At 69.4% G+C, this 25,526-nt stretch carries 30 protein-coding genes; 17 read left to right on the forward strand and 13 right to left on the reverse strand.

The features are described 5' to 3' along the window. The first annotated feature begins 290 nt into the window (after positions 1-290). Positions 291-869, forward strand: coding sequence for a hypothetical protein (locus tag Q7X29_RS00495; protein ID WP_218718526.1), 579 nt, complete (start codon positions 291-293; stop codon positions 867-869). Between the two features lie 15 nt (positions 870-884). Then, the gene (gene aroQ / locus Q7X29_RS00500) at positions 885-1,334 is read left to right on the forward strand and encodes a type II 3-dehydroquinate dehydratase (RefSeq protein ID WP_316573006.1); all 450 of its coding nucleotides are present in this window, start codon (positions 885-887) and stop codon (positions 1,332-1,334) included. Here aroQ and Q7X29_RS00505 read toward each other — a convergent pair. Continuing rightward, complete coding sequence (locus Q7X29_RS00505; RefSeq protein WP_316573228.1) at positions 1,331-1,777, reverse strand: nitroreductase/quinone reductase family protein; 447 nt, start codon at positions 1,775-1,777, stop codon at positions 1,331-1,333. The genes aroQ and Q7X29_RS00505 overlap by 4 nt on opposite strands. A gap of 179 nt (positions 1,778-1,956) precedes the next feature. On the opposite strand from Q7X29_RS00505, the gene Q7X29_RS00510 reads away from it, so the two are divergent. Genes Q7X29_RS00510 through Q7X29_RS00520 form a run of 3 tightly spaced genes read left to right on the forward strand, consistent with a single transcriptional unit; the run spans position 1,957 to position 3,951 of the window. Then, entirely contained in the window at positions 1,957-2,886 is a 930-nt protein-coding gene (locus Q7X29_RS00510; protein ID WP_316573007.1) for an ABC transporter ATP-binding protein, read from the forward strand. Further along, the gene (locus tag Q7X29_RS00515) at positions 2,883-3,725 is read left to right on the forward strand and encodes an ABC transporter permease (RefSeq protein WP_316573008.1); all 843 of its coding nucleotides are present in this window, start codon (positions 2,883-2,885) and stop codon (positions 3,723-3,725) included. Before Q7X29_RS00510 ends, Q7X29_RS00515 begins: the two co-directional genes overlap by 4 nt. Beyond that, on the forward strand, positions 3,715-3,951 hold the full coding sequence (locus tag Q7X29_RS00520; RefSeq protein ID WP_189034374.1) for a helix-turn-helix transcriptional regulator: 237 nt from the start codon (positions 3,715-3,717) through the stop codon (positions 3,949-3,951). Before Q7X29_RS00515 ends, Q7X29_RS00520 begins: the two co-directional genes overlap by 11 nt. 102 nt (positions 3,952-4,053) lie before the next feature. Here Q7X29_RS00520 and Q7X29_RS00525 read toward each other — a convergent pair whose 3' ends face one another. Beyond that, the gene (locus tag Q7X29_RS00525; protein WP_218718530.1) at positions 4,054-4,983 is read right to left on the reverse strand and encodes an NAD(P)-dependent oxidoreductase; all 930 of its coding nucleotides are present in this window, start codon (positions 4,981-4,983) and stop codon (positions 4,054-4,056) included. A 94-nt stretch (positions 4,984-5,077) separates the two neighbouring features. Here Q7X29_RS00525 and Q7X29_RS00530 point away from each other — a divergent pair, with 94 nt between their 5' ends. Next, on the forward strand, positions 5,078-5,449 hold the full coding sequence (locus Q7X29_RS00530) for a winged helix-turn-helix transcriptional regulator (protein ID WP_316573009.1): 372 nt from the start codon (positions 5,078-5,080) through the stop codon (positions 5,447-5,449). Here Q7X29_RS00530 and Q7X29_RS00535 read toward each other — a convergent pair. Further along, positions 5,430-6,584 carry a glycerate kinase gene (locus Q7X29_RS00535; RefSeq protein ID WP_316573010.1) on the reverse strand — a complete coding sequence of 385 codons (1,155 nt, stop codon included), beginning with the start codon at positions 6,582-6,584 and terminating at the stop codon, positions 5,430-5,432. The two genes, Q7X29_RS00530 and Q7X29_RS00535, sit on opposite strands and share 20 nt — an antisense overlap. A gap of 157 nt (positions 6,585-6,741) precedes the next feature. On the opposite strand from Q7X29_RS00535, the gene Q7X29_RS00540 reads away from it, so the two are divergent. Beyond that, entirely contained in the window at positions 6,742-7,053 is a 312-nt protein-coding gene (locus Q7X29_RS00540) for a GNAT family N-acetyltransferase (protein WP_218718533.1), read from the forward strand. Here the strand turns inward: Q7X29_RS00540 and Q7X29_RS00545 are convergent. Next, complete coding sequence (locus Q7X29_RS00545; protein WP_218718534.1) at positions 7,047-7,808, reverse strand: lysophospholipid acyltransferase family protein; 762 nt, start codon at positions 7,806-7,808, stop codon at positions 7,047-7,049. The two genes, Q7X29_RS00540 and Q7X29_RS00545, sit on opposite strands and share 7 nt — an antisense overlap. Before the next feature lie 106 nt (positions 7,809-7,914). Between Q7X29_RS00545 and Q7X29_RS00550 the strand changes: the two genes are divergently transcribed. From Q7X29_RS00550 to Q7X29_RS00560, 3 genes are all read left to right on the forward strand, one after another. Further along, positions 7,915-8,553, forward strand: a complete 639-nt coding sequence (locus Q7X29_RS00550) for a YqgE/AlgH family protein (RefSeq protein WP_218718535.1) — start codon at positions 7,915-7,917, stop codon at positions 8,551-8,553. Positions 8,554-8,621: 68 nt separating this feature from the next. Beyond that, positions 8,622-9,131: a sigma-70 family RNA polymerase sigma factor gene (locus tag Q7X29_RS00555; RefSeq protein WP_218718536.1), complete on the forward strand. Its 510-nt coding sequence runs from the start codon at positions 8,622-8,624 to the stop codon at positions 9,129-9,131. Continuing rightward, positions 9,128-9,826 carry an anti-sigma factor family protein gene (locus Q7X29_RS00560; RefSeq protein WP_218718537.1) on the forward strand — a complete coding sequence of 233 codons (699 nt, stop codon included), beginning with the start codon at positions 9,128-9,130 and terminating at the stop codon, positions 9,824-9,826. The genes Q7X29_RS00555 and Q7X29_RS00560 overlap by 4 nt, the downstream gene beginning before the upstream one ends. A gap of 163 nt (positions 9,827-9,989) precedes the next feature. On the opposite strand, the gene Q7X29_RS00565 is transcribed toward Q7X29_RS00560, so the two are convergent. The 3 genes from Q7X29_RS00565 to Q7X29_RS00575 form a co-directional block, all read right to left on the reverse strand. Further along, positions 9,990-10,757, reverse strand: a complete 768-nt coding sequence (locus Q7X29_RS00565; RefSeq protein ID WP_316573012.1) for an ABC transporter permease — start codon at positions 10,755-10,757, stop codon at positions 9,990-9,992. Next, the gene (locus tag Q7X29_RS00570) at positions 10,754-11,788 is read right to left on the reverse strand and encodes an ATP-binding cassette domain-containing protein (RefSeq protein WP_305082657.1); all 1,035 of its coding nucleotides are present in this window, start codon (positions 11,786-11,788) and stop codon (positions 10,754-10,756) included. The genes Q7X29_RS00565 and Q7X29_RS00570 overlap by 4 nt, the downstream gene beginning before the upstream one ends. Before the next feature lie 91 nt (positions 11,789-11,879). Further along, the gene (locus Q7X29_RS00575) at positions 11,880-12,407 is read right to left on the reverse strand and encodes an EXLDI protein (protein WP_316573013.1); all 528 of its coding nucleotides are present in this window, start codon (positions 12,405-12,407) and stop codon (positions 11,880-11,882) included. Between the two features lie 176 nt (positions 12,408-12,583). Between Q7X29_RS00575 and Q7X29_RS00580 the strand changes: the two genes are divergently transcribed. From Q7X29_RS00580 to Q7X29_RS00595, 4 genes are read left to right on the forward strand one after another with little or no spacing between them, the layout of a single operon-like run. Next, positions 12,584-14,257, forward strand: coding sequence for a thiamine pyrophosphate-binding protein (locus Q7X29_RS00580; RefSeq protein WP_316573014.1), 1,674 nt, complete (start codon positions 12,584-12,586; stop codon positions 14,255-14,257). Continuing rightward, positions 14,254-14,913 (forward strand): SRPBCC family protein, encoded by a 660-nt coding sequence (locus tag Q7X29_RS00585; RefSeq protein ID WP_218718541.1) that lies wholly within the window; start codon positions 14,254-14,256, stop codon positions 14,911-14,913. Before Q7X29_RS00580 ends, Q7X29_RS00585 begins: the two co-directional genes overlap by 4 nt. A 2-nt stretch (positions 14,914-14,915) precedes the next feature. Beyond that, complete coding sequence (locus tag Q7X29_RS00590; protein ID WP_316573015.1) at positions 14,916-15,929, forward strand: 3-oxoacyl-ACP synthase III family protein; 1,014 nt, start codon at positions 14,916-14,918, stop codon at positions 15,927-15,929. A gap of 59 nt (positions 15,930-15,988) precedes the next feature. Then, positions 15,989-16,954 carry a pyridoxal phosphate-dependent aminotransferase gene (locus Q7X29_RS00595; RefSeq protein WP_394358653.1) on the forward strand — a complete coding sequence of 322 codons (966 nt, stop codon included), beginning with the start codon at positions 15,989-15,991 and terminating at the stop codon, positions 16,952-16,954. 68 nt (positions 16,955-17,022) lie between these two features. On the opposite strand, the gene Q7X29_RS00600 is transcribed toward Q7X29_RS00595, so the two are convergent. The 4 genes from Q7X29_RS00600 to Q7X29_RS00615 form a co-directional block, all read right to left on the reverse strand. Then, complete coding sequence (locus Q7X29_RS00600) at positions 17,023-17,340, reverse strand: hypothetical protein (protein ID WP_316573017.1); 318 nt, start codon at positions 17,338-17,340, stop codon at positions 17,023-17,025. Positions 17,341-17,442: 102 nt separating this feature from the next. Continuing rightward, complete coding sequence (locus Q7X29_RS00605) at positions 17,443-17,727, reverse strand: hypothetical protein (RefSeq protein WP_316573018.1); 285 nt, start codon at positions 17,725-17,727, stop codon at positions 17,443-17,445. Positions 17,728-17,751: 24 nt separating this feature from the next. Next, positions 17,752-18,042, reverse strand: a complete 291-nt coding sequence (locus tag Q7X29_RS00610) for a hypothetical protein (RefSeq protein WP_316573019.1) — start codon at positions 18,040-18,042, stop codon at positions 17,752-17,754. 88 nt (positions 18,043-18,130) lie between these two features. Beyond that, positions 18,131-18,538, reverse strand: coding sequence for an SdpI family protein (locus Q7X29_RS00615; protein WP_316573020.1), 408 nt, complete (start codon positions 18,536-18,538; stop codon positions 18,131-18,133). Between the two features lie 120 nt (positions 18,539-18,658). Here Q7X29_RS00615 and leuS point away from each other — a divergent pair, with 120 nt between their 5' ends. Continuing rightward, the gene (gene leuS / locus Q7X29_RS00620; RefSeq protein WP_449411931.1) at positions 18,659-21,547 is read left to right on the forward strand and encodes a leucine--tRNA ligase; all 2,889 of its coding nucleotides are present in this window, start codon (positions 18,659-18,661) and stop codon (positions 21,545-21,547) included. A 115-nt stretch (positions 21,548-21,662) separates the two neighbouring features. Here the strand turns inward: leuS and Q7X29_RS00625 are convergent, their stop codons facing one another. Both Q7X29_RS00625 and Q7X29_RS00630 read right to left on the reverse strand, forming a co-directional pair. Beyond that, positions 21,663-22,454, reverse strand: coding sequence for a polysaccharide deacetylase family protein (locus Q7X29_RS00625; RefSeq protein ID WP_218718553.1), 792 nt, complete (start codon positions 22,452-22,454; stop codon positions 21,663-21,665). A 266-nt stretch (positions 22,455-22,720) separates the two neighbouring features. Continuing rightward, positions 22,721-23,410, reverse strand: a complete 690-nt coding sequence (locus Q7X29_RS00630) for an SDR family oxidoreductase (protein ID WP_218718554.1) — start codon at positions 23,408-23,410, stop codon at positions 22,721-22,723. Between the two features lie 216 nt (positions 23,411-23,626). Here Q7X29_RS00630 and Q7X29_RS00635 point away from each other — a divergent pair, with 216 nt between their 5' ends. Then, positions 23,627-24,130 (forward strand): DUF6069 family protein, encoded by a 504-nt coding sequence (locus Q7X29_RS00635; RefSeq protein ID WP_218718555.1) that lies wholly within the window; start codon positions 23,627-23,629, stop codon positions 24,128-24,130. A gap of 54 nt (positions 24,131-24,184) precedes the next feature. Then, on the forward strand, positions 24,185-25,525 hold the full coding sequence (ggh, locus tag Q7X29_RS00640) for a glucosylglycerate hydrolase (protein WP_316573022.1): 1,341 nt from the start codon (positions 24,185-24,187) through the stop codon (positions 25,523-25,525). Position 25,526: the final 1 nt, after the last annotated feature.

The raw sequence follows: 25,526 nt of genomic DNA on the forward strand, positions 1-25,526 counted from the left end.
AGATTGTGCCCGAAATCTCGCCCCGATGAGGGCCTGATCTCGAACCTCGCCCAGCCAGTGGCAACATCTGGCGCGCCTACCGTACCGGGCGGCCCGCCGAGTTGTGCGGATCTCGCATTGTCCGGCGATTCAACGTGAGGGTACCCAGGCCCACCGACACTCAACCCCACGTCACCGACCCACATCGGCCGGGAACACCATCGTTCACGCAGAGCATAAACCGCTGCGCATATATCGGCGTAATCTTGTAATCAACGCAACGTGCGCAACAGAGATAGCAGGTGATTTCCATGCGGAACGCCCATCGCGAACGCGGATTCGGCCGGCCGGGCGGCTGGCAGCAAGCAGACCTCCCCGATCCGGCCGATGCCCCCGATTGGTTCGCCGGACGATTGCCCGCCGACTGGTTCACCGGCCCGCCGGAGATCGAGATCGACCGCGACGAGATCGTGGTCGTCGGCGAACTCCCGGTGCCGCAGCCCAAGTCGGCCGACGCCGACGCGCCGGTCTCGGCGGCGACGAAGGAGGGAGCGCTGGCCCGCTTCCGCGAGTCCACCCGGCCGGCCAGGATGCGGATCGCCGACGAGGCGCAGCGGCGCTACGGCCGTAGCGTCGCCTGGGGCGTGCGGGTCGACGGTGAGCGAATCCTGTTCACCCACCTCGCGGTTCCGGTGATGACCCGGCTGCGCCAGCCCGAACGCCAGGTCCTCGACACCCTGATCGACGCGGGCGTGGCCCGCTCCCGCGCCGACGCGCTGGCCTGGACGGTGAAACTGGCGGGCAAGCACGCCGAGTCCTGGCTGGCCGAACTCCGCGAGGCCATGCGCAAGGTCGACGACCTGCGCTCCGAAGGCCCGACCGGCCTGTGAATTAAGGTGGCCTGCATGGCAGACACCGTGCAGGCCACCGGCCCGATCCTCGTGCTCAACGGGCCGAATCTGAACATGCTCGGCACCCGCCAGCCCGAGATCTACGGCGCCGACACCCTCGCCGACGTCGTCGCCCTCTGCGAGCGCACGGCCGCCCGGTTCGGCCGCGAGGTCGTGGCCTTCCAGTCCAATCACGAAGGCGCGCTGATCGATCGGATCCAGCAGGCGCGCGGCGAGGTCTCGGCCATCGTGATCAATCCCGGCGGCCTGACTCACACCTCGGTCGCGCTGCGCGATGCCCTGGTGATCCCCGAGGTGCCGATCGTGGAGGTGCACATCAGCAATGTGCACGCGCGCGAGGAGTTCCGGCACCACTCGTTCGTATCCCCGATCGCGACCGCGGTCATCGCGGGCCTCGGCGTCCAGGGCTACGCCGCCGCGATCGAATTCCTGAGCAAGTCCTAGGCGAGCCGGAAGACCGGGAAACCGGGGGCGATGGCGGCGAGCTGCTCGTCCGAGGCGTTCTTGTCGACGCCCTCGAAGAACTTGCCGACCTCCCAGCCCCACTTCTCCAGGTAGAGGCGCAGCAGCGGGACCTTGTCGGTGTCGGCGATCTCGGTGGCCGTGAACTGCTCGACCTTGCGGCCCAGCCGCAGTTCACCGTCGCCCGCGACGCGCAGGTTGCGCACCCACTGGGTGTGCCCGCGCGGGGCGACCAGGTAGCGCTCACCGTCGGCGGCGGTCATCACGTTGACCATGGTGGTGCGCCATTCGCCGCTCTTGCGACCGCGCACGGCCAGCAGCCGCGAGCCCATGATGCTGATGCCCAGCTTGGGCAGCAGGTTGGCGATCTTGTTCATGATCGGGTCGAAGCCAGTGGGGCCGAGGTAGCGGGTGGCGTTGTCCATCTTGATCACTCCTGAACTGTGAGCACTGCTCTCTGTTGAGACAAGCATGCGCGCTCGGCGGCGACATGTCAAGAGCAGTGCTCTCTCTTTTGGGAATGTCCGTTTCTCCCGAAGTATTGCCGCGATGAAATGTAGTACGTATGCTACATATCATCGAAGGTCGATGATTGGGAGGACTCATGGCTTCGAGTAACAGCGTTGTGCTCGACGTACAGCAACTACGGATGCGCTACGACGAGACCGACGTCCTGCACGATGTGACATTCCAGGCCACGCGCGGAGAGGTGCTCGTCATGCTCGGGCCCAACGGTGCGGGCAAGACCACCACGATCGAGATCCTCGAGGGGTTTCGCAGGAGGTCGGCCGGCCGGGTCGACGTGCTGGGGACCGATCCCGAACACGGTGACGAACAGTGGCGCGCGCGCATCGGCGTGGTGCTGCAATCCTGGCGCGACCACGCGAAATGGCGTGTGCGCGAACTGCTTCAGCATCTCGGCTCGTACTACGTTCCCTATGCCACCCCGCGCACCCCGCGGCCGTGGGACACCGATCAGCTCATCGAGCTGGTCGGCCTGACCGACCACGCGAACGCCAAGATCGCCACCCTCTCCGGCGGCCAGCGCCGCAGGCTGGACGTGGCGATCGGCATCGTCGGCAAGCCCGACCTGCTGTTCATGGACGAACCCACCGCGGGCTTCGATCCGGCCGCGCGGCGCGACTTCCACGATCTGGTGCACCGGCTGGCCGATCTGGAGGACACCACGGTGCTGCTCACCACGCACGATCTGGACGAGGCGGAGAAACTCGCCGACCGGCTGCTGATCCTGGCCGGTGGGCGGATCATCGCCGACGGCTCGCCCGACGAGCTGTCCCGCTCGGTCGCGGGCGAGGCGCAGGTGAGCTGGACCGTGGACGGACAGCGATTCGTGCACACCACCACCGAGTCGACCAAGTACGTGCACGAGCTGTTCAAACAGCACGGTGACGACATCGGCGAGCTCGAGGTCCGCCGCGCCTCGCTGGAGGACACCTACATGACCCTGGTCCGGCGCGCCGAATCCGGCGAAGCGGGCGCACCCGTTCACTCTCTCGCGGAGGTCACCCGATGAACGTCACCGCTGTCCGCGCCGGACTTGCCCGCGGCGGGATCGAATTGCGCCAGCTCTACACCAACGCTCCCGATCTGATCGGGCAGTTCCTCACCCCGGGCATCTCGCTCGCGGTGCTGTTCCTGCTGCGGAACCGGATGTACGGCGAGAGCGGACTGTCGATCGCCGAGCTGGCCGTCCCCGGCCTGCTCGGCTCCATCATCGCGTTCAACGGCCTGTACGCGGTCCTCAATGTGCTGGTCCTGGACCGGGAGGACGGCACGTTGCTGCGTGCCAAGGCCGTGCCCAGGGGACTGACCGGCTATTTCACCGGCAGGATCGTGGCGGGCGCGGGCGCGGTGCTCGCGCAGGTCGTTATCGTGCTCGGTGTGGGCATGGTGATCATCGGCGGTTCCTCGCTGACCGACGCGAGCGCGATCGCGATATTCGTCGGGGTAGTGGCGCTCGGTCTGCTGGCCGTGCTGCCCTGGGGCACGATCCTGGGCAGCCTGCTCGACAGCCGCTCGTCGTTCCTGCTGACGATCCCGCTGATGGGCCTGGTCGCCATCTCCGGCATCTTCTACCCGATCACCGCGCTGCCGGGCTGGTTGCAAGCGGTCGGTCAGGTGTTCCCGATGTACTGGCTCGGCCTCGGCATGCGCTCGGCGCTGCTGCCCGCCGACGCGGTCGCCGTCGAACTCGAGCAGTCCTGGCGGCACCTGGAGACCGTGGCGGTTCTGGGGATCTGGACCGTCGCCGGACTGCTGATCGCACCGATCGTCCTGCGGCGCATGGCGGCACTCGAATCCGGCTCCGCGATGGCCGCGCGCAGGGACAAGGCGATGCAGCGTGCCTTCTGAGGTCATCTACAACCGCATCGCGATGCTGCGCGCCGAGCGCGGCATCTCGCGGCGGGACCTGGCCGAAGCGCTCGGCGTGCACTATCAGACCGTCGGCTATCTCGAACGGGGCGAATACAGCCCCAGCCTGCATCTAGCCCTGCGGATCGCGGCCTACTTCGAGGTGGCGGTGGAGGTGGTGTTCTCCACCGAGCCGTTCCCCCGGCTCGGTGCCGAGACCGCGTGAAACACCGCCGACCGTCCGGCACCCAGAGCGGTGCCGGACGGTTTCGGCGTGTCGACTTCGACTGTGCCGCAGGGCACTCGGAAGCCGATCGGCCGGGCGATCTCAGCGGGCCGCGCCACGGATCAGCTCGAAGGTCGACACCGGCTTGCCCGCCGCCTCGCTGGCCTCGACCGCCTTGCGCCAGTACGACTGCGCCAGGTGCGAGAAGCCGGCGTCGACGCCGACCTCCTCGCTGGCGTCGATGATGTGCTGCGCGCCGGCCACCATCATCTTCAGCGAGGCCAGGTCGGCCCACCCGCCGTTCTGGTTGGCCACCGAGAACTGCTCCATGAAGTACGGGAAGGCCTCGCTGGAACGGACCGCGAACGGCACGAACTGGGCGATGTCGTGGCCGGACTTCGCGATCACCGCGGTCGCCTGGTCGAAGGCCAGCAGCCAGGGATGGAAGATGACCAGCAACGCCTGGTAGAAGACCTGGGCGAGGCCGTCGTCGGCGCCGAGGTACTCCTGCGGGCTGAGCGGACGCAGCAGCTCGGCGTGCGCGTCGAACACCTCCTTCGGACCGCTGTAGAAGATGTAGGACGCGGGGTGCTCGATGTTGTCGCCCGCCGACATCACCCCGCCGGAGAGGAACTGCGCGCCACGCTCGCGCACCCAGGCCGCCCCGGCCCTCGCCTTGTCCGGCGAGTCCGACGACAGGTTGGCGATCACCTTGCCCGCCAGGGCTTCCGGCGCCTGACCGAGCACGTCGTACATGGCGGCGTAATGAGTCAGGCTCAGGACCGACACCTCGTTGGCGGCCAGCGCCTCGGCGACGGTGTCGGCGCGCTTGGCACCGAGCGCGACCATCGCGTCGACCTTGTCGGGGCTGCGGTTCCAGACGGTGACCTCGACGCCTGCCGCCAGGAAGGCGCGGACCATGGCCTGCCCCATCGGGCCGAGGCCGAGCACGGAGACGGAGCGGGTGGACTGTTCGGACATCTGATGCCCCTTCGATTCTCGATTGTTCGATGGTTCGGCGCCGGAATCCATGGTGGTCGGCGCGGGTATCGTCGGGAAGACCGAACGTCGGGGTGTGGTTGCTTACCCTGAGGTCCGAAATACGGTCGGAAGGGGTGCACCAACGATGAACAGTGACACAGATCACGACGTGTGCGGCATGAGCCTGGCGATCGACGTCGTCGGCGGGAAGTGGAAGCTGCACCTGATGTGGGTGCTCGGCGCGGGCCCGCAGCGGTTCGGGCAGATCCGGCGACTACTCGACGGGGTGAGCGAGAAGGTGCTCACCGAGAACCTGCGCCAGCTGGAAAGCGCGGGCGTGGTGCACCGCGAGGTCTATCCCGAGATCCCGCCGCGCGTCGAATACTCGCTGACCCCGCTCGGCGAGACCCTGCGGCTGGCGCTGGAGCCACTGGAGACCTGGGGCGACACCCACCGCGCCGAGCTCGCCGTGAACACCCGCCCGAGCGCGCCCGTCCCTACCGCTGTCGCGCTGTAGCCCATCGCGACAGGCGGTCGAGCGCGATCCGTTCGCCGACGCGTTCGAGCAGCGCCGCCGCGTTCGCGATCGAGCGCGACGGATTCGGTTCGAGATCGGCGAGCGCGTAACACCCGGCGAAGCCCGCCGCCCGGATCTCCCCGGGCGACAACATCGTTCGGCCCACCGCCGCGACCACCGGCACCCCGGCCGCCTTGGCCGCGGCGGCCACCCCGACCGGCGCCTTGCCGTGCATGCTCTGGTGATCCAGCGACCCCTCGCCGGTGACGACCAGGTTCGCCCCGGCCACCAGCGCGGGGAATTCCAGCAGCTCGAGCAGCACATCGATACCGCTGCGGACCTGCGCGCCGAGCACCGCGAGCGCGCCGAATCCGGTACCACCCGCCGCGCCCGCGCCGCCGATCTCGGCGTAGCCGGTCCCCAGCACCGCTGCCCAATTGGTGAGTGCCGCTTCGAGATCCATCATCCGCGCGGCGTCGGCGCCCTTCTGCGGCGCGTACACCGCCACCGCACCCGCGGGGCCGAGTAGCGGATTGTCCACATCACAGGCCAGCGTGAACCGCGCCTGCGCGATCGCCGGATGCAGCGCGGCCCGGTCGACCGACACCACCCGGCTCAACAGCGCGACCACGTCGAATCCGGTGACCTCGCTTCGCAATTCGCTGCCGTCGCGGTCGAGCAGGCGCAGGCCGAGCGCCTGCAGGAAGCCCGCGCCGCCGTCGGTGGACGCGCTGCCGCCGAGTCCGAGGACGATCTCGCGCGCGCCGTGATCGAGCGCATGCGCGACCACCACTCCGAGGCCGAAGGTGTTCGCCCGGATCGGCTCCAATCGACCGCCGGGGAGCTTGACCAGCCCGACCGCCGCGGCCAGCTCGACCACCGCGGTGTCGCCGTGCACGGCGTAGACCGCGGTCGACGGTTCCCCGGTCGGGCCGGGGGCCGGGACCACGATCCGCTGCCAGCCCGCGGCGGCGAACGCGTCCACCATGCCGTCGCCGCCGTCGGCGACCGGCACGCAGCGCACGTCGACGGACGGCGCGGCCCGGCGGATCCCGGCCGCCAGCGCGATGGCGACCTCGGGCGCGGTGAGCGAGCCCTTGAACTTGTCGGGCGCGAGCACCACACGTGCGGTCATGCTGTCTCCTCCTGCGATGCTCGGGTGCCCTCCGTGGTGACGCGAGCAGGCGTGTCCCCACGCTGACCGATCATCCCGACATTGTCCGGGCTCGGACCGAAACCCGCCATACGCGGACCCCACCGTCGAATGTCGCGGACCGGGGTAGTTTCGACGCATGGCGACCGAGGTCCGCAACAACGCCGCGCTCGAGCGGTTCGAACTCACCGCCGACGGAGTCCCCGCCGGCTATATCGAGTACCAGGACACCGGGGCCGAACGCGCCCTCGTGCACACCGAGATCTATCCCCGATTCGAGGGCCAGGGACTGGCCAACGTGCTCACCCAGGCCGCGCTGGACGCCGGCCGCGCCGAGGGGTTCAGCGTGCTGCCGCTGTGTCCGGTGGTCCTGCACTTCGTCAAGACCCATCCGGCCTACATCTCGCTGGTGCCGCAGCGGGCGCGGGAGCTGTTCGGGTTGCCTCAGTAGCTCGCGACCGCCGCGTCGACGGCCAGTTGCAGTTCGTCCTTGACGAGGCGGGCGATATCGGCGGGCCGCTGCGGCAGCTCCAGCACCGGCGACCGGAAGTAGAACCGGGCGGCGACGACCTCCGCTGCGGTCGGCTCGACCTTCGGGTCGGGTCGCGGACCGTAACTCATCGCCAGGGCGACCAGCGCGGGCGGCGCGTCCAGCTTGGCCGCGCGGAACGCGATATGGCCGATCCCACTGCCGACGGACTGCACCGTCACCGGGTCCACGTCGTTGCAGGTGCCCTCGGGGAAGATCGCCAGGTGATCACCGGCGGCCAGACGCTGCGCGCAGACATCCATCATGCGCTGACCTGCGGCGTTGACGGCCCTGATGCCGTGGTCCTTGCCGCGGAACACCGGGATGCCGCCCATCATGTCGACCTTGCGGCGCTGCTCGGGATCGACGAACAGTTCGTCCTTGGCCAGCACCCGCACCCGGCCGATCTTGCCGCGCAGCGGTGAGCGCCACGCCGTCGCGGCGACGGTGTACGGATCGCTGGTGGAGAGGTGATTGATCGCGAAGATCACCGGGCGCCCGCTGCGGACCAGGGCCTTCAGCTGCTGCTTCGCGCCGTCGGCGAAGGCCACCCGCGGGCGGAAGCGCCGGGCCAGCACGGCATAGGACGCCAGCGCCTTCCAGCGATTCTGCTGATGTCGCTGGTAGTAGTCGTACACGGCGTCACTGTTTTCGAGAAGGACCTCGGGCGAGTGCATGCCGAGACCCTACCGGGCGGGCCCGCGGGCGGTCGGACGAGAAAATTTCCGGTCCGCGGCGGTCCGCGGGGAGCGCGCGACACCGGTCCAATGCGATGATGGCTCGGTGGCACGCGGAGACGACCCGGACGAGCGCCGGACTCGCGACGGGCACGGCGATGACCGGCGGCGCGGGCACCCCGCGGTGGGCGTCCGCGCGGGCAATCTGCTGGTGTCGGCGATCGACCTGGTGGAACCGACCTTCCGGCGGACCGTGGTGTACGTCATCGAGCACAACGACGCCGGCAGCCTCGGCGTGGTGCTGAACCGGCCGAGCGAGACCCCGGTGCGCGACGTCCTGCCCGCCTGGGCCGACCTGGCCGCCCAGCCGACCGACCTCTACATCGGTGGTCCGGTCAAACGCGACGCCGCGCTGTGCCTGGGCACCCTGCGCACCGGCGCCGACATCTCCGAGGTGCGCGGCCTGCGCCGGGTCGACGGCCGGGTGGTGCTGGTCGACCTGGACGCCGATCCGGCCGAGATCGGCCCGCTGGTCGAGGGCATCCGGATCTTCGCCGGGTACGCGGGCTGGTCGATGGGCCAGCTCGACGGCGAACTCGACAACGACGACTGGATCGTGGTCTCGGCGCTGCCGTCGGATCCGCTCGCCACCGACCGGCACGACCTGTGGGCGAGCGTGCTGCGCCGCCAGCCGCTGCCGCTGGCCCTGCTCGCCACGCACCCGATTGAACTCGAACGCAACTGATCCCGTTACTCCTTCGACAGATCAGGAGTGACACCATGAATATCGACGAGCAGTGACCCGGACCGCCGATGGACGACGGTCGCGACGAACTGATGCGCGCGCTCTACGCCGAGCACGCTCCCGCGCTGTGGCGCTTCACCCTGGGCCTGGTGCGCGATCCCGGCCGGGCCGAGGACATCGTGCAGGAGACCTTGCTGCGGGCCTGGCAACGGCCCGCGGTGCTCGAGCAGACCGAGACCTCACCGCGCGCGTGGCTGTTCACCGTGGCCCGTAATCTTGCCGTCGACGAACACCGCAGCGCGCGACACCGCCGGGAGTTCGGCACCGACACACCCCCGGAACAGGTCAGCCCCGATCAGTCCGATCGGGCGCTGGACGGCTGGCTCGTCGCCGACGCGCTCAGCACGCTGAGCCAGGATCATCGCGAGGTGATCGTGCGGGCCTACTACCGCGGCCTCGGCATGCAGCAGATCGCCGACGAGCTGGGCATTCCGCCGGGCACGGTGAAGTCGCGGCTGCACTACGGCATGCGGGCGATGCGATTGGCGCTACAGGAGATGGGGGTGACGAACCGATGACCGATCTCTTCGACGAGTACAGCACCTGGGACGCCGCCTACGTTCTCGGTTCCCTGGGCGCCGACGAGCGCCGCGAGTACGAGACGCACCTGCACGACTGCCCGCACTGCACCGAAGCGGTCGCCGACCTGGCCGGGATGCCCGGAATGCTCGCGCTGGTCGATCGCGACACCGCCCTGTCGATGATCGAGGCCACCGAACCCGCGATCGCCCACGCCCCCGATCTGCTGCCCTCGCTGGCCGCCGCGGCCGAGAAGAAGCGCCGGCGAAGTCGCTGGATCGGGGTCGGCAGCGCGGTCGCGGCCGCCGCGGCCGCCGTGGCGATCGCCATCCCGGTGACGGTCACCGTCGCCCGCTCCGACGCGCCGACCGAACAGGTCGTCGCGGCCCAGCAGATGCGGGCGGTGGAGCAGACACCGGTCAGCGCCGAGGTGAAACTGGTGCGCGACGGCGACCGCACCCGCCTGGTGATGACCTGCCGCTACGCGCCGAGCAGCTACGGCTCCGGCTACAGCTGGACCTACGGCCTGATCGTCACCGCGGGCGACCAGCGCTTCGAACTCGACCAGTGGCCCGCGGGCCCCGGCACCGAGCTCACCGTCGACCGCACGATCGACGCGCCGCCGGAGTCGATCAGCAAGGTCGAGATCACCTCGGTCAGCGCGGGCCGCACCATCCTGGAAGCCCAGATCTGAGCCGACCAGAGCGGTCCCGGAACAGAATCCGGGACCGCTCCATCGATCTGGTGACTATGTGGGTGACTCACCGGGGACGGGCGACCTCGCTACTCGCCCGACCGCCTGCCGCGGGCCGGTCGGCCGAACCGCCTGAGTCCGGCCGAAATCGCGGGGAGGCGGATCAGAAGATCGACTTCGACCAGAGGTAGCCGCCGCCGGCGATCACCGCGCACCAGCCCAGCGAGACCCAGCCGTTGACGCCGATCTCGGTGCCCATCAGCAGCCCGCGCAGGGTCTCGGTGATGGGGGTGAAGGGCTGGTACTCGGCGAACTGCCGCAGGCCGACCGGCATGGTGTCGGTGGCGACGAGGCCGCTGCCGAGGAACGGCATCATCACGATGGGAAACGGTGCGTTGCTGGCGCTTTCGGGGTTCGGCGAGAGCAGACCGAGGGCGATGGCGAGCCAGGTGAAGGCGAAGGTCACCAGGGTGAGCAGGCCGAAGGCGGCCACCCATTCGAGCAGGTTCGCGTTCGGCCGGAAGCCGATCAGCAGCGCGACCCCGGTCATCACGGCCATGCCGCCCAGCGCCTGGATGAGCGCGCCGAGCACGTGCCCGGTGAGCATCGACGACTGCGAGATCGCCATCACCCGAAAGCGATTCACGATGCCTTTGCTCTTGTCGGTGGCGATCGAGACGGCCACCGACACGGTCATGTACGCGGGCAGCAACAACAGCATGCCCGGCGCCAGGTAGTCGATGTACTCGCCGCCGGAGGACTTCTCCAGCGCCCCACCGAAGACGTAGTTGAACACCAGCAGCAGCACGGTGGGCATGATCAGGATGCCGAAGACCATGCTCGGATAGCGCTTGGCGTGGATGATGTTGCGCCGCAACATGGTCATGGTGTCGGCGACGGCGTGCTTGTTCGCGACGGTGGTGGTGCTCATGCCAGGGACTCCTGCTCGGTGGTGGCGCGGTCGTTGTCATGCTCCGCGGCCGTCGCCGGCCGCTGAGCGCTTCTTCCCGTCAGGGTGAGGAAGACGTCGTCGAGGTTGGGGGTGTGCACGGAAATGCCGCCCGCTTCGATGTTCTCGGCATCCAGCAGATCGAGCACGGCGCGCAGGGAGCGCACGCCGCCGTCGCTGGGGACCGCCAGGGTGAGGCCGTCGCCGGCGTCGAGCACCCGCGCGGACGGGCCGAGCGCGTACTGCGCGGCGGCCAGCGCGCGCTGATCGGCGAAGTCGATGCGGATGTGCCCGCCGGGGATCAGCCGCTTCAGTTCGGCCGCGGTGCCCTCGGCGACGATGCGGCCCTGGTCGAGCACCGCGATGCGGTCGGCCAGCTGATCGGCCTCCTCGAGGTACTGGGTGGTGAGGAAGACGGTGACGCCGAGGTCGTCGACCAGGCCGCGGATGATGTCCCAGATGGCCCGGCGGCTGCGCGGGTCGAGGCCGGTGGTCGGCTCGTCGAGGAAGATCACCCGCGGGTTGCCGACCAGCGTCATGGCCAGATCGAGCCTGCGGGTCATGCCGCCGGAGTAGGTGCTCGCCGGTTTGTCGGCCGCCTCGACCAGGTCGAAGCGCTCCAGCAGTTCGGTGGCCAGGCCGCGGGTGTCGCGGCGGGGCAGATGGTTGAGATCGCCCATCATGTGCAGGTTCTCGCGGCCGGTGAGCAGTTCGTCGACGGCCGCAAACTGTCCCGTCACGCCGATCAGCTCGCGCACGCCGTCACGTTCGGTCACCACGTCGTAGCCGCCGACGGCGATCTCGCCGGCGTCGGCGCCGATGAGCGTGGTGAGGATCTGCACCGTGGTGGTCTTGCCCGCGCCGTTGGGGCCGAGCAGGGAGAAGATCGTGCCCTCGGCGACGGTGAGGTCGATGCCGTCGAGGACCGTGTGCTCGCCGTAGGCCTTGCGCAGGCCCCGTGCCGTGATGGCCGAGTTGACCATGGTCGTCCCTTTCCAGAGAATTTCATTCATTACTGCGAATATGTGCATGAGTTATCGACACAGCCCCCAGGGGGCTGCGGTTGCTGGTGTGGGTGTGTGGTTGTGACCGGCAGACCGGGAACTAGATGTCGAGTTCCTCGATCTGCGGGTGGGCGTGGATGTCCTCGACCTTGCGATAGAGCTTGTCGGGGACGCGACCCTTCAGGTCGGCCACGTCGTCGAGGATCTCGTACTCGTAGTCGCCCCAGTCCCAGGGCCGGTCGCCGATGCCGAACATCCGGCGCCAGTATTTCCAGTCCTTCAGGTCGCCGGCGGCCTCGCCGGTCGGGTAGTCCTTCCACAGCGCCGTGTGCGTGTGCAGCACGAGCTTGCCCTTGCGACTGAGGTAGACCTGCTGGTGCAGCACCCGCTCGTCGCCGACATCGCGCCATTCGCCCAGCAGGGTGCCCTGGAAGCGCACCTGCCGCACGCCGTCGCGACCCACCTGCAAGACGACCTCGTCGAAGCCGGCCTGGCGACCTTCCTCCAGGTCGATGAACCGGCGCAGCGCGGCGACCACCGCGCCGGAGATGTTGCCACCGACGAGTTCCTGCGCCCGCTGGAACAGGGGCAGATCATCGTCGGCTACGTAGATCGTCTTGTTGGGCATGCACTCACTATACGTAGATGTATACGTACACACAAGGGGTGGTTCTCACCCACCCTCTGAACCGGAGTCGTCGCCACCCCGTATCCCTCGTGTACGCGACGTTCCGTCCGTCGGTTCCCGCTGGTCCGACCGGGTACGCGGGCAGGGGACGCAGCACGCGAGAAAGAGGAGGGCCGATGCCGAACCGAGTGGTCGACTACCTCGTTGACGCGGTATCCGGACTGGGGGTCACACATCTGTTCGGCGTCGACGGCGCCAATATCGAAGACCTCTACGACGCGATCTTCGACGCGGGCGGGCGCCCGGCGGGCATCGTCGCCAAACACGAGTTCTCGGCGGCCACCATGGCCGACGGGTACGCGCGCAGCACCGGTGGACTCGGCGTGGTGGCCGCGACCTCCGGCGGCGGGGCGATGAACCTGGTCGCCGGGCTCGCCGAGTCCTTCGCGTCCCGGGTCCCCGTCCTGGCGCTGGTCGGACAACCGCCTACCACCCTGGAAGGCCATGGGGCGTTTCAGGATTCGAGCGGACTGGCCGGATCGCTGGACGCCACGGCATTGTTCTCGGCGGTGAGCCGATACTGCGCGCGCGTCACCGATCCGGCCGAGCTGCCCGCCCAGATCGCGGCGGCGGTCGCGGCGGCCGAGGGTGGCGGTCCCGCCGTGCTCCTCATCCCCAAAGACGTGCAGCAGCAAGCGATGCCGGCAGCGGCGACGCGCCCGGCCCGGACCGGCGCGGCCGAGCTGCCGGTGCTCGACGCCGTCGTCGCCGAACTCGCCGCCGCCCGGCGCACTGGGAAGGTCGTGATCATCGCGGGCGATCAGGTCGCCCGCGACGACGCCCGCGCCGAACTGGCCGAGCTGGTCACCGCGCTCGACGCCTCGATCGGCCTGGCACCCGACGCCAAGGACGTCTACCCGAACGCCGGTCCCGGCTACTGCGGCGTCGCGGGCAGCATGGGGCACGCCGAACTCGCCGAAGCGCTGGCCGCGGCGAGCGCGTGCCTGCTGATCGGCACGCGGCTGCCCGTCACCGCGAGCGCGGGCCTGGACGCGGCACTCGCCGACCTCACGCTGCTCAGCATCGGCGCGCTACCGCCTTATCCGGCCGCACTGCACACCACCGCCACCGACCTCGCCGCCACCCTCGGCGAACTGCTGACCCGGATCGACGGCACCCCCACCCACACCGATCCCCCGGTCGACCCGACTCCGATGACGGTGCCCGAGGCCGCGGGCCCCGGCCTGCGCTACCGCACCGTCGTCGAGGCCGTTCAGCGTGAATTGCCCACTGGCGCGGATATTTTCGCCGACGCCGGTAACACCGGCGCCAGCGTGGTGCATTACCTGAGGGTGCCCGAGGGCGGACGATTCGTCGTCGCCCTCGGAATGGGCGGCATGGGCTACGCGTTCGGCGCGGGCATCGGTTCCGCCTTCGCCCGCCACGACGCCGCCGACGGTCCGCATCGCACGGTCGTGATCGCCGGCGACGGTTCCTTCTACATGCACGGCATGGAACTGCACACCGCCGTGGAACACGCCCTGCCGATCACCTTCGTGGTGTTCAACAACAACGCGCACGCCATGTGCGTCACCCGTGAACAGCTCTACTACCGGGACCGCTACAGCTTCAACCGTTTTCACCCCGCACACCTGGGAGCCGGCATCGCCGCCATGTTCCCCGGGCTCCCCGCCCGCACCGTCGACGAACCCGGTGAGCTCGCCGCCGCCCTGCGCGACAGCTTCACCGCCACCGGACCCTCGTTCCTCGAAATCCTCTGCGACCCCGACGAAATACCGCCCTTCCTGCCCTTCCTGTCGACTATCGACGCTTCGAGGAGTACCCCGTGACAACCAGCGCCCTGCCAGCACTCAGCGATATCCCCGACGAGGTGATCCCCGGCGTCCTGCGGATCGAGAATTCGGATCGGGAGGCGACGACCCCGATCATCATGGACATGCTGCGGTCGGTGTATCCGCACGACCAGATCTACGGCGACTTCTGCCCCGTGCAGACCTACATCGCCGCACCGCCGCGCGAGGTCTTCGAATACCTCGCCGACACCCGCTCGCTGGAGGAATGGACCTACAGCCTGCGCGGATTCACCGAGACCGACGAACCGGGCCTGTGGTTGTCCTACGACCGGCTCGGCGACGCGACCAAGTGTTTCACCAGGACCGTCGCCAACGCCGACGCCATGACCGTGGACTACCACTGCGCCTGGGACCAGTCCGCACACCTGTGGATGATCTACCTGATGCGGGTCGTCGACGCGCAGGTGGTGTTCGACAAGCCGGGGTCGGTGGTGCTGTGGGTCAACTGCAAACACCCCTTCTACGACGAGAACGGTTATCCGGAGACCGCGCCGCCCAAGCGGCCGGTGTGGGTCGGCGATTTCTGGGAGATGTTCTCCGCCGGGCACCAATTGGAGCTCGACAACCTCAAGGCCATCTGTGAATACCGCGCGGCCCACGGGCTGCCGATCAAGCCGGAGTGGATGCAGTGAACATGCCGCAAGTGAGTCTGGTCGACGTCGCGAGTTACCTGCCCGGCGAGCCGGTCCCGACCGAATACTTCACCCAGTTCTCCCGCTCGGAGCGGATGGCCAAGAACGTGATGTTCCGGTCCCCGGCCGGACGCCACCATGTCGACCGCGACGAAACCGCTGTCGACATGGCCGAGAAGGCCTTCGCGCCGCTGCGGGATCGGCACGGCGATGGCCTGGCCGCCGAGATCGACATCATCCTCACCCACACCCAGCTGCCCGACAATCCCGTGCTCGGCGCCGGCCCCGAGCTGGCCCGGCGCCTCGGCGCCAAGCCCTCGCATGTCCTGGACGTGCACAACGGCGGCTGCGCGGCCTTCGTGCACATGATGGCGCTGGCCCGGATGATCATGGCCACCAGCGACGCCAAGACCGCGCTGATCGTCGCCGCCCAGAACTGCGCGGGCCCGGTGTTCACCCAGCCCGACATCCGCAAGCTCGCGCAGGCGCCGGTGCCCGGCGACGGCTGCGGCATCGGCTTGCTCCGCAAGGACGATTCGGCGCCGATCCTCGACATCGAATGCCGCACCTATCCCGAATTCGCCGGTGACATGGACTTCTCCACCAACGGCCCGCGCAAGTACTGGGAACCGGGCGAGGGTCAGGGCTGCGTGAGCTTCACCGAATCGAAGATCACCAAGGTGTTCGCGCGCGGCAACCGGCTCGTCCCCGAGGTGGCGCTGGCGGTGTGCGATCACATCGGGGTGAAGGGCCGTGACATCGACACCTTCGTCACCAATCAGCCGAATCGGCTGTTCCTGCGCAACTGGCACGACGCGCTGGAACTGCCCGCCGAACGCCATCCCGACACTTTCGACCAGTGCGGAAACCTGTTCGCCGCAGGCATTCCGGTGACCCTGGATGTGGAGAACCGGGCGGGCCGATTGCGCAACGGCTCGGTGGTGCTGCTGTCGGCGTTCGCGCACGCCGGTGATTTCGCCGGCGCGGCCGCCGTGCGCTGGGGCGCGGCGCGATGACCACGCGCCTCGCGGAACCGACGATCCCCTCCCGTCGGTTCCGCACCTCGGCCACGCCGATGCTGTTCGACCTCTCGCTCAGCGAGAACCCCTTCCCGCCGCTGCCGTCGGTCGTCACGGCGGTCAACGACACACTCGCCCAGGCGAATCGGTATCCGGAGTTCCTGCCCGAGCGGTTGCCGCGGGTCATCGCCGAACGCCTCGGCGTCCGGCCGGAACAGGTGGTGGTCGGCTCCGGCGCCACCGGCGTCGCGCAGCAGGTGCTGCGGGCCCTGTCCGGCGGCGAACTCGTCACCAGCACACCGACTTTCGACGGCTACCCGATGCTGGCGGACATGACCGGCATGACATTGGTGCCGGTGCCGCTCGACCCGGCGGGCGAGCAGGATCTGACCGCGCTGCGCCGCGCGGTCAACCGGCGCACCGCGCTGGTCGTGCTGTGCAGGCCGCACAACCCGACCGGAACGGTGCTCGACGCCGGCGCGGTGCGCTCGTTCCTGTCCGCGCTCCCCCGCCGGGTTCCGGTGCTGCTCGACGAGGCCTACGTCGAATTCCTCGACCCGGCCGACCGCCTCGACGTGCACGCGCTGCTGCACCGCCACCCGAATCTGCTGGTGCTGCGCACCTTTTCGAAGGCGTACGGCTTGGCGGGCCTGCGCATCGGCTACTGCGTCGGCCGCGGTGACCTGATCGAGCGGATCAGTCGTCAACAGCTGCCCTTCGGCATCGGCACCGCCGCCGTGGCCGCGGTCCGCGCCGCCTATGCCGCCGACGACGAACTCCACGACCGCATCCAGCGGATCAACCGGGAACGCGACGCGCTTCGAACAGCTCTGCGCGCCTGCGGCATCGACGTGCACCGCAGCCACGCCAACTTCCTGTATCTGCCCGGCCCCGGCGTCGCCACCGCGCTCCGCCGGGCGGGCATCAAAGCCAAGTCCTATCCGGACGGCAGTGCCCGGATCGCGGTCGGCGACCCCCTCGCCGGCCGCGCCGTGCACGCGGCCCTGATCGACCTGCGCTGAGCGCGGTCGATCGATGACCGGATGACCTGGTGGCCTCCCCTTCGCCACCAGGTCCTCCGCCTTCGAACTCAGCTACCCCCACCGCAGCTGCTCGAGCTCGCGCCACCACAACTGCTGGAACTTCCGCTGCTGCAACTGCTCCAGCTGCTCGACCCCGAGTCGCTGCCGCTCGAGCCGTAGTCCGTCCAGGCGCTGCCACTGGACCAGCCGCTGTCACTCCCCCGCCGTCGAGACCTGTTCTGCACCTGCCTGATGCGCCGCTGCTCGGGAGATTCGCTCGCCGCGCGGACGATGGCCACGATGATCAGCACCGGCACCATCACGAACACGGCGAGTCCGAGGATGACGATGACGCTCGCGAAGATCATCACGATCAATTCGCTCATGGAACCTCCCCTTTACGGCCTGGTGTGTCGATGCCGAAGGTAGGACCGAGCCCTTGTAATCCCCTTTCGACCCACCTGCACCCCTGGTCGACAGGCCGACGATCAGCCTCCGCCGCCGCAGCCACCCGCCGAACCACCGTCGTGACTACTGTCCTCGTCGCGCATCTTGCGCAGCGTGCGTGAGGCACTGGCCAGACCATCCGCACTCGCGCCCCACACCCAGCGCGCGGGTTGGCCACGCCGGACGACCCTGCGCGGTCGGTTCCGCACTCCGACGATCACCACCAGCGACGCGGCGCACGCGAGCAACGCGACGCCGACGACCGGCGAGAAACCGAACGCGACGACGCCGAGGAGAACGAGCAGCGCCACCGCGCCGAGCATCATGGCCGACCCTCCGCCCCCGCGCGATCAGCTACCGCCACCGCAGCCGCCGCCACCACCACAACCGCCGCCGCTACCTCCACCGTCACCATGGTGCGAGTCGCCACCACCGGCCACCCACCCGAAACCACCCGCGCCCGCCGCGCCGGACCCAGCGCCCCACCGCCCCGCCGTGGACGCCCCCCGCGAGGCCCGCACCCAGGCGACGACCAGCAGCACCACCGCCAGCGCCATCAACGCGATTCCGATGGACGCCGAGACGATGGTGGTGACGAGTCCGATCAAGGCCAACAGCAGAGCCGAAAAAATGAGCCGCATGGATTTCCCCCCGAAATCGAGTCCTGCCTCCGTTGTACCGGAACGGCGGGACCGGGGCCACGACAACGACCCGGCGACGCGGATGGGGTCAGTTGGCGGGGGCGCAGGTGTCGCGGAGGGAGCAGCCGCCGCAGGAGGAGCCGCAGCCACCGACGGGGGCGGGCGGGAGGAGGGGTTCGACGGTGCGGGCGGCGGCGTTGGCGCCTGCGCCCAGGGTGAAGATGGCGATCACGGCGACCGCGACGGCCACGCCCAGGGCGGGGAGACCGCCCGCGACCAGGGCGACCAGGCCGCCGGCGAACAGCAGGGCGCCCGCGCCGACGGAGGTCGGGGCGGCGATGCGGTTGGCGAGGCGGAAGTTGTCGTCGCTGTGCAGGGCGGCCTCGGTGGTGACACCGAGGAAGCGATTGCGGGGCAGTTTGCCGATCAGTCCGAGCACGCCGGTCACGATGGCGACCGCGGCCAGCGCGAACAGCAGGAGAGCGACGACGACCATTCTTGCAGGCTAGCGCACCGCCGTCGGGGCCCGATCGAGCGCTCCCCGCCGAGGTGACCGCCCACACACCGCAGTGCCCGTCGGAAATCACCTGGCACCGACGTTCTACCCTGTTAGACGATGTTTACCGGGGATCGGCGAGAACAAGAAGGCAGGACCGTGCAGGACACTCGTGCAACCGAGAGTGACGTACCTCAGCACCGGTACAACGCCGAGCTGGCGGGGCGGATCGAGCGGCGCTGGCAGCAGAACTGGGCCGAGCGCGGCACCTTCCACGCGCCCAACCCGGTCGGTCCGCTGGCCGGCGAGACGCCCGCGGACAAGCTGTTCATCCAGGACATGTTCCCGTTCCCGTCGGGCGCCGGCCTGCACGTTGGCCACCCGCTGGGCTACATCGCCACCGATGTGTTCGGCCGCTACCACCGCATGCACGGGCGCAACGTGCTGCACGCGCTGGGCTACGACGCCTTCGGCCTGCCCGCCGAGCAGTACGCGGTGCAGACCGGCGCGCACCCCCGGGTGACCACCGAGTCCAACATCGCCACGATGCAGCGGCAGCTGGACCGGCTGGGCCTCGGTCACGACCCGCGGCGCTCCTTCGCCACCACCGACCCGGAGTACTACCGGTGGACGCAGTGGATCTTCCTGCGCATCTACAACGCGTGGTACGACCAGGAGGCCGGGAAGGCCCGCCCGATCGCCGAGCTGGCAGAGCAGTTCGCCACCGGCGCGCGCCCGGTCCCCGACGGCGGCGACTGGACCGCGCTGACCGCCGCCGAGCGCGGCGCGCTGCTGGACTCGTATCGCCTGGTGTACCAGTCGGATTCGATCGTCAACTGGTGCCCCGGCCTGGGCACGGTGCTGTCCAACGAAGAGGTCACCGCCGACGGCCGCAGCGAGCGCGGCAACTTCCCGGTGTTCCGTAAGCGCATGTGGCAGTGGATGATGCGGATCACCGCCTACGCCGATCGACTGGTCGACGACCTGGACACGCTGGACTGGCCGGACAACGTGAAGTCCATGCAGCGCAACTGGATCGGTCGCTCGCGCGGCGCGCAGGTGCGCTTCGACGCGCCCGACGGCGAGCAGATCGAGGTCTTCACCACCCGCCCCGACACTTTGTTCGGCGCCACTTACGTCGTGCTGGCGCCCGAGCACGAGCTGGTCGACAAGCTGACCGCCGCCGCCTGGCCGGACAGCACCGCCGCCGCGTGGACCAACGGCGGCGCGGCCACCCCGGCGGAAGCCGTTGCGGCGTACCGCACGTCGATCGCCGCCAAGACCGATCTGGAGCGCCAGGAGAACAAGGAGAAGACCGGCGTCTTCCTGGGCTCCTACGCGACCAACCCGGCCAACGGCAAGCAGGTGCCGATCTTCATCGCCGACTACGTGCTGAGCGGCTACGGCACCGGCGCGATCATGGCCGTGCCCGGCCACGACCACCGCGACTGGGACTTCGCCACCGCGCTGGAACTGCCGATCATCGAGGTGATCGACGGTGGTGACATCACCGACGGCGCACACGCCGGCGAGGGCAAGCTGATCAACTCCGACTTCCTCAACGGCCTGGAGGTCGACGAGGCCAAGGCGACCATGATCGGTCACCTGGAGGCCGAGGGTCACGGCACCGGCACGGTCCAGTACAAGCTGCGCGACTGGCTGTTCGCCCGCCAGCGCTACTGGGGCGAGCCCTTCCCGATCGTCTACGACGCCGACGGAGTCGCGCACGCGCTGCCGGAATCCATGCTGCCCGTGGAACTCCCGGAGATGGCGGACTTCGCGCCGGTCACCTTCGACCCCGACGACGCGAACTCCGAGCCGTCCCCGCCGCTGGCCAAGGCCACCGACTGGGTGAACGTGGAACTGGACCTGGGCGACGGACCCAAGCAGTACCGCCGCGACACCAACGTGATGCCCAACTGGGCCGGGTCCTCCTGGTACCAGCTGCGCTACGCCGACCCGACCAATGCCGAGACGTTCTGCGCCGAGGAGAACGAGAAGTACTGGCTGGGCCCACGCACGGCCGAGCACGGCGCGGACGATCCGGGCGGTGTCGACCTGTACGTCGGCGGCGTGGAGCACGCGGTGCTGCACCTGCTGTACGCGCGGTTCTGGCAGAAGGTGCTCTTCGACCTGGGTGACGTCTCCGGCAGCGAGCCCTACCGCCGCCTCTACAACCAGGGCTACGTGCAGGGCTACGCCTACACCGACGAGCGGGGCGCGTACGTGCCCGCCGCCGAGGTCGTCGAGCGCGACGCCAAGTTCTTCTGGACCGGCGCCGACGGCGTCGAGATCGAGGTCAACCAGGAGTACGGCAAGATCGGCAAGTCGCTGAAGAACGCCATCTCGCCCGACGAGATGTGCGATCTGTACGGCGCCGACACCTTCCGCTTCTACGAGATGTCGATGGGTCCGCTGGACACCTCGCGTCCCTGGGCCACCAAGGACGTCGTCGGCGCGCACCGCTTCCTGCAGCGGGTGTGGCGCCTGGCGATCGACGAGGAGACCGGCGCGGTGAAGGCCACCGACGCCGCGCCCTCGGACGAGACCCTGCGCCTGGTGCATCGCACGATCGCCGGTGTCGACGAGGATCTGGCCGCGCTGCGCGACAACACCGCGGGCGCCAAGCTGATCGAGCTGACCAACCACCTCACCAAGAACTACCCCGACGGCGCCCCGCGCGCCGCCGTGGAACCCCTGGTGCTGATGCTGGCCCCGCTCGCCCCGCACATCGCCGAAGAACTGTGGGAACGCCTGGGGCACACCACCTCCCTGGCCCACGGCCCCTTCCCGATCGCCGATCCGGCCCTGCTGGTCGCCGACTCGGTGGAGTACCCGATCCAGGTGAAGGGCAAGGTGCGCAGCCGGATCCAGGTGCCCGCCGACGCCGATCCGGCCACGATCGAGGCCGCCGCGCTGGCCGACGAGAAGGTCGTCGCGCTGCTCGAGGGCGCGGCACCGCGCAAGGTGATCGTCGTGCCGGGCAAGATGGTCAATATCGTGCCGTGAGCCTGGTACCCGTTCGACGCGAGGAGCAGCACCGATGACCGATCCGACCGACAAACGGGTACCCGAGCCCCAGGGCACGCCGGCGGGGATACCGTACGACTGGCGGCGCTGAGGTTCAGGCCCGTACCTGGAGCACGTCGTTCAAGGTGACCAGCGACAGGTTGCGCTCCTTGATGATGTCGACCAGCTGGCCGTAGCAGTGGGTGACCGGCGGGAAGTTCGCGTGGCCGATGACGATCGTCTGGGCGGCGAAATACTTTCGCGCGCACTCGATCAGGTACTCCTCGGTGATCAGACCCGAGTCCGACAGCGAGCCGTACCACATGGTCGGCACGGTGTAGCCGAGGTCCGCGGCCACCTTGTCGACAGTGGCGTCGTGATAGCCGAACGGTGGCCGGTAGAACGGCGTGCCGTCGACACCGAAGTTGTTGCGCAGGAAGGTCTTCGTGCGGCCGAGCTGGTCGGCGACCGCGCTCGCGCTGATCTTGGTGAGCGCGGCGTGGTCCCAGGTGTGGTTGCCGAGCTGGATCTGACCCGACTCCACCAGCGGACGCAGGGCGTCGCGGTGGATCGTCCAGGACTCGTAGTAGCCGGTGACGAAGAAGGTGAAGCGGGCGCCGGTGTCCTTGGCCCACTGCACGTAGGCGCCGACCACCTCGGGGCTGGCGCCGTCGTCGACCGTGAGCGCCATGCTGGAGCCCTGGCCCGGCAGCGCGGTGATGGTCTCGGCGGGGATGATCGACTTCGGCCCGCCGGGCGGCGGCGGGAGCTGCGGCTTGGCCGGGGCCGGGGGCACGGTCGGCGGGGCGGGGATCTCGCCACCCGAGCCCGCGCTCACAGCCTCGCCCTCGGCGGTGGCGCAGCCGGTCAGCGCCACCGCGCCGCCCGCCGCGAGCAACGCCAGCATTCGACGTCTATCCACTTACGACAACCCCTACTCGAAACAGGTGCACCGCACTCCGACGGCCGGGCACGACTCACAAACAGCGGGACCGTACCCACCGAATCCGGCGAGCAGCTGAACCGGCGGGCACATTCGGGCGAACTGCGACGACCCCCAGCCGCTTCGTTCACACGAGATGCGAGGCTACCGAATCAGCCGCGTCCGTGTCGGCCTGGCCGCATGCTGATCGCAAACGCCGCCGTCCCGGCGGGATGGGGCATCGGTCCTGGTCAACGCGGTCGCAGCACGATCTCGGTGGGATGCCCGTCGCGCGGGGTGTCGACGGCGGCGCGGACCGCGCCCGCCACCGTCTCGGGGGTGAGGAACTCCTCCGGGCGGTACTCGCGGCCCTCGTCGGCGACGATAGCGCGCTGCATGTCGGTATCGATGCGGCCGGGGAAGATCGAGGTCACCCGCAGGGTGGGTTCCTCCAGCCGCAACGCGTCGGCGAAGGCGCGCAGACCGAACTTGCTCGCCGCGTACGAACCCCAGCCGGGATTGGCACGTAGACCCGCACCCGAATTGATCAGCACCACATGTCCGTTCGCGGCGCGCAGGGCGGGCAGCAGCACCCGGGTCAGCTCGGCCACCGCGATCAGGTTGACCTCGAGCGTGCTGCGCCACTGGTCGACCGAGGACTCCGCGACGGTCCCGAGGTCGGCGATGCCCGCGTTGTGGACGAGCACATCGAGGCGCTGGATCTCACTCGCCGCCGCGGCGACGGCCGGATAGTCGGTCAGCACCACCGGCCAGCCGGTCGCACCGGGCAGCTCGGTGCGGATCGGGGTGAGCGCCTCGGCGGAGCGAGCGCCGAGCAGCAGGTCGTGGGTCGGCGCGAGCTCCCGGGCGATCGCCGCCCCGAGTCCACGGCTCGCGCCGGTGATCAAAGCGGTCGGGGCCGGAGTACTGGTCACCGTCATGGGGCCCACGCTAGCGCCCGTATCGAGGTCACCACGCGGTGGTGGCGCCCACCTCCCGGCCGATGCCGACCTCAGAGCGTGGTGAGCAAGTGTCCAGCGAGGTGGGCATGGGGGCGGTGCCGGCGAATCCGGCAAATCCGGCTGGGAGGGGCATTTCGGCTGGATGTCCGTGTGGTTCGGGCGTAGATCGGCGGGTCACGCTAGTACCGTCGAGGCATGACCGATCCCCGGTACAACTACGGACCAGCTAACCCGCAGTATCCCCACGGGCAGGAGCCGCAGCCTCAACCGAAGGTCAATGTGGGCAAACTCTGGGCCGGTGGCATCGGCACCGCGGTCGTCGCCGCGCTGCTGGTGGTGGTCGCGATCATGCTGGTGCGCGGTGTGCTCGGCATCGCGATCCTCTCGCCCGAGGGCGCCGGCGCCTACGGCACGGTGTCGACCACCTCCTACGCGCTGGCCGCGGCGGGCGCGGCGCTGCTGGCGACGGCCCTGCTGATGGTGCTGCTGCTGGCCATGCCCAGTCCGCTGACCTTCTTCACCTGGATCTGCCTGCTCGTCACCGCCGTCGCGGTGATCCTGCCGTTCACCCTGGTCGCCGACATGGACGCCAAGATCGCGACCGCGGTGATCAACCTGCTCGTCGGGCTGTGCATCACCACCATGCTCAGCTCGGTCGGCTCGGCCGCGCAGAACGACCCGCGTCAAGTGGGGTACTGACCATCACAGGCCTGCCGGGATGCCATCCGGCCTGGTCGGTCGCAGAATAGACAGATGACAGACCCAGGGTTCACCCCCACGCAGCTCGCGGCCCGCGCCGCCTATCTCCTGCGCGGCAACGACCTGGGCACGATGACCAGCGCCGCGCCCCGCCTCTACCCGCACATGTGGAGCTGGGACGCGGCGTTCGTCGCGGTCGGGCTGGCGCCGCTGAGCGTGGAGCGCGCCGTCGTCGAACTCGACACGCTGCTGTCGGCGCAGTGGAAGAACGGGATGATCCCGCACATCGTCTTCGCCAACGGCGTCGACGGCTACTTCCCCGGGCCCGCCCGCTGGGAGTGTCGCAGGCTGGCCGCCAACGCACCCGACGGGCCCGACACCTCCGGCATCACCCAGCCGCCGGTGCATGCCATCGCGGTACAGCGCATCCTCGACCATTCCCGCAGGCACGGCCGTTCGACCAGGGCCGTCGCCGAGGAATTCCTGAACCGGCGCTGGCCGGATCTGGTGCGCTGGCACCGCTGGCTCGCGCACGCCCGCGACCCCAAGGAGACCGGACGCGTCACGCTGTACCACGGCTGGGAATCCGGAATGGACAACTCGCCGCGCTGGGATCGCGCCTACGCCAACGTGATTCCGGGCGAGGACCTGCCGCCGTACCGGCGCGCCGACACCGCCATCATCTCCGATCCCACCCAGCGCCCCAGCGACCGCGAATACGACCGCTACCTGTGGCTGGTCGAGCAGATGCGGCGGGCGAACTACGACGACTACCAGCTCACCTCGGTGATGAGCTTCGCCGTCGAGGACGTGTTCGTCTCGGCGATCTTCGCGCTGGCCTGCGAGGTGCTGGCCGATATCGGCGAGGAGTACAAGCAGCCGCACGCCGATGTCCGCGAGCTGCACGGGTGGGCCGACCGGTTCCGCAAGGGCGTGGTCGCCACCACCGACGAACGGACCGGCGCCGCCCGGGATTACGACGTGCGGCTGCAACGCTGGATCGGCACCGAGACGCTGGCGATGTTCGCGCCGCTGCTCTCGGGCGGGCTGCCCCGCCCGGCCGAACGCGCCCTGCTCAACACCTTCGAGGGTCCACGCTTCTGCGGTCACCCCGACCTGCGCTACGCGCTGCCGCCGTCGACCTCGCCGGTCTCCAAGGACTTCCGCCCGCGCGAGTACTGGCGCGGGCCGGTGTGGCCGGTGATGAGCTGGCTGTTCTCCTGGGCGTTCGCCCGGCGCGGCTGGGCCGAGCGCGCCTACATGCTGCGCGCGGAAGGACTGCGCCAGGCCAGCGACGGCAGCTTCGCCGAGTACTACGAGCCCTTCACCGGCACGCCCCTGGGCAGCATGCAGCAATCCTGGACCGCCGCTTCGGTTCTCGACTGGCTCGGCTGAG

The sequence above is a fragment of the Nocardia canadensis genome, from assembly GCF_032656385.1.
In the GTDB taxonomy this organism is placed as follows: Bacteria; Actinomycetota; Actinomycetes; order Mycobacteriales; family Mycobacteriaceae; genus Nocardia; species Nocardia canadensis.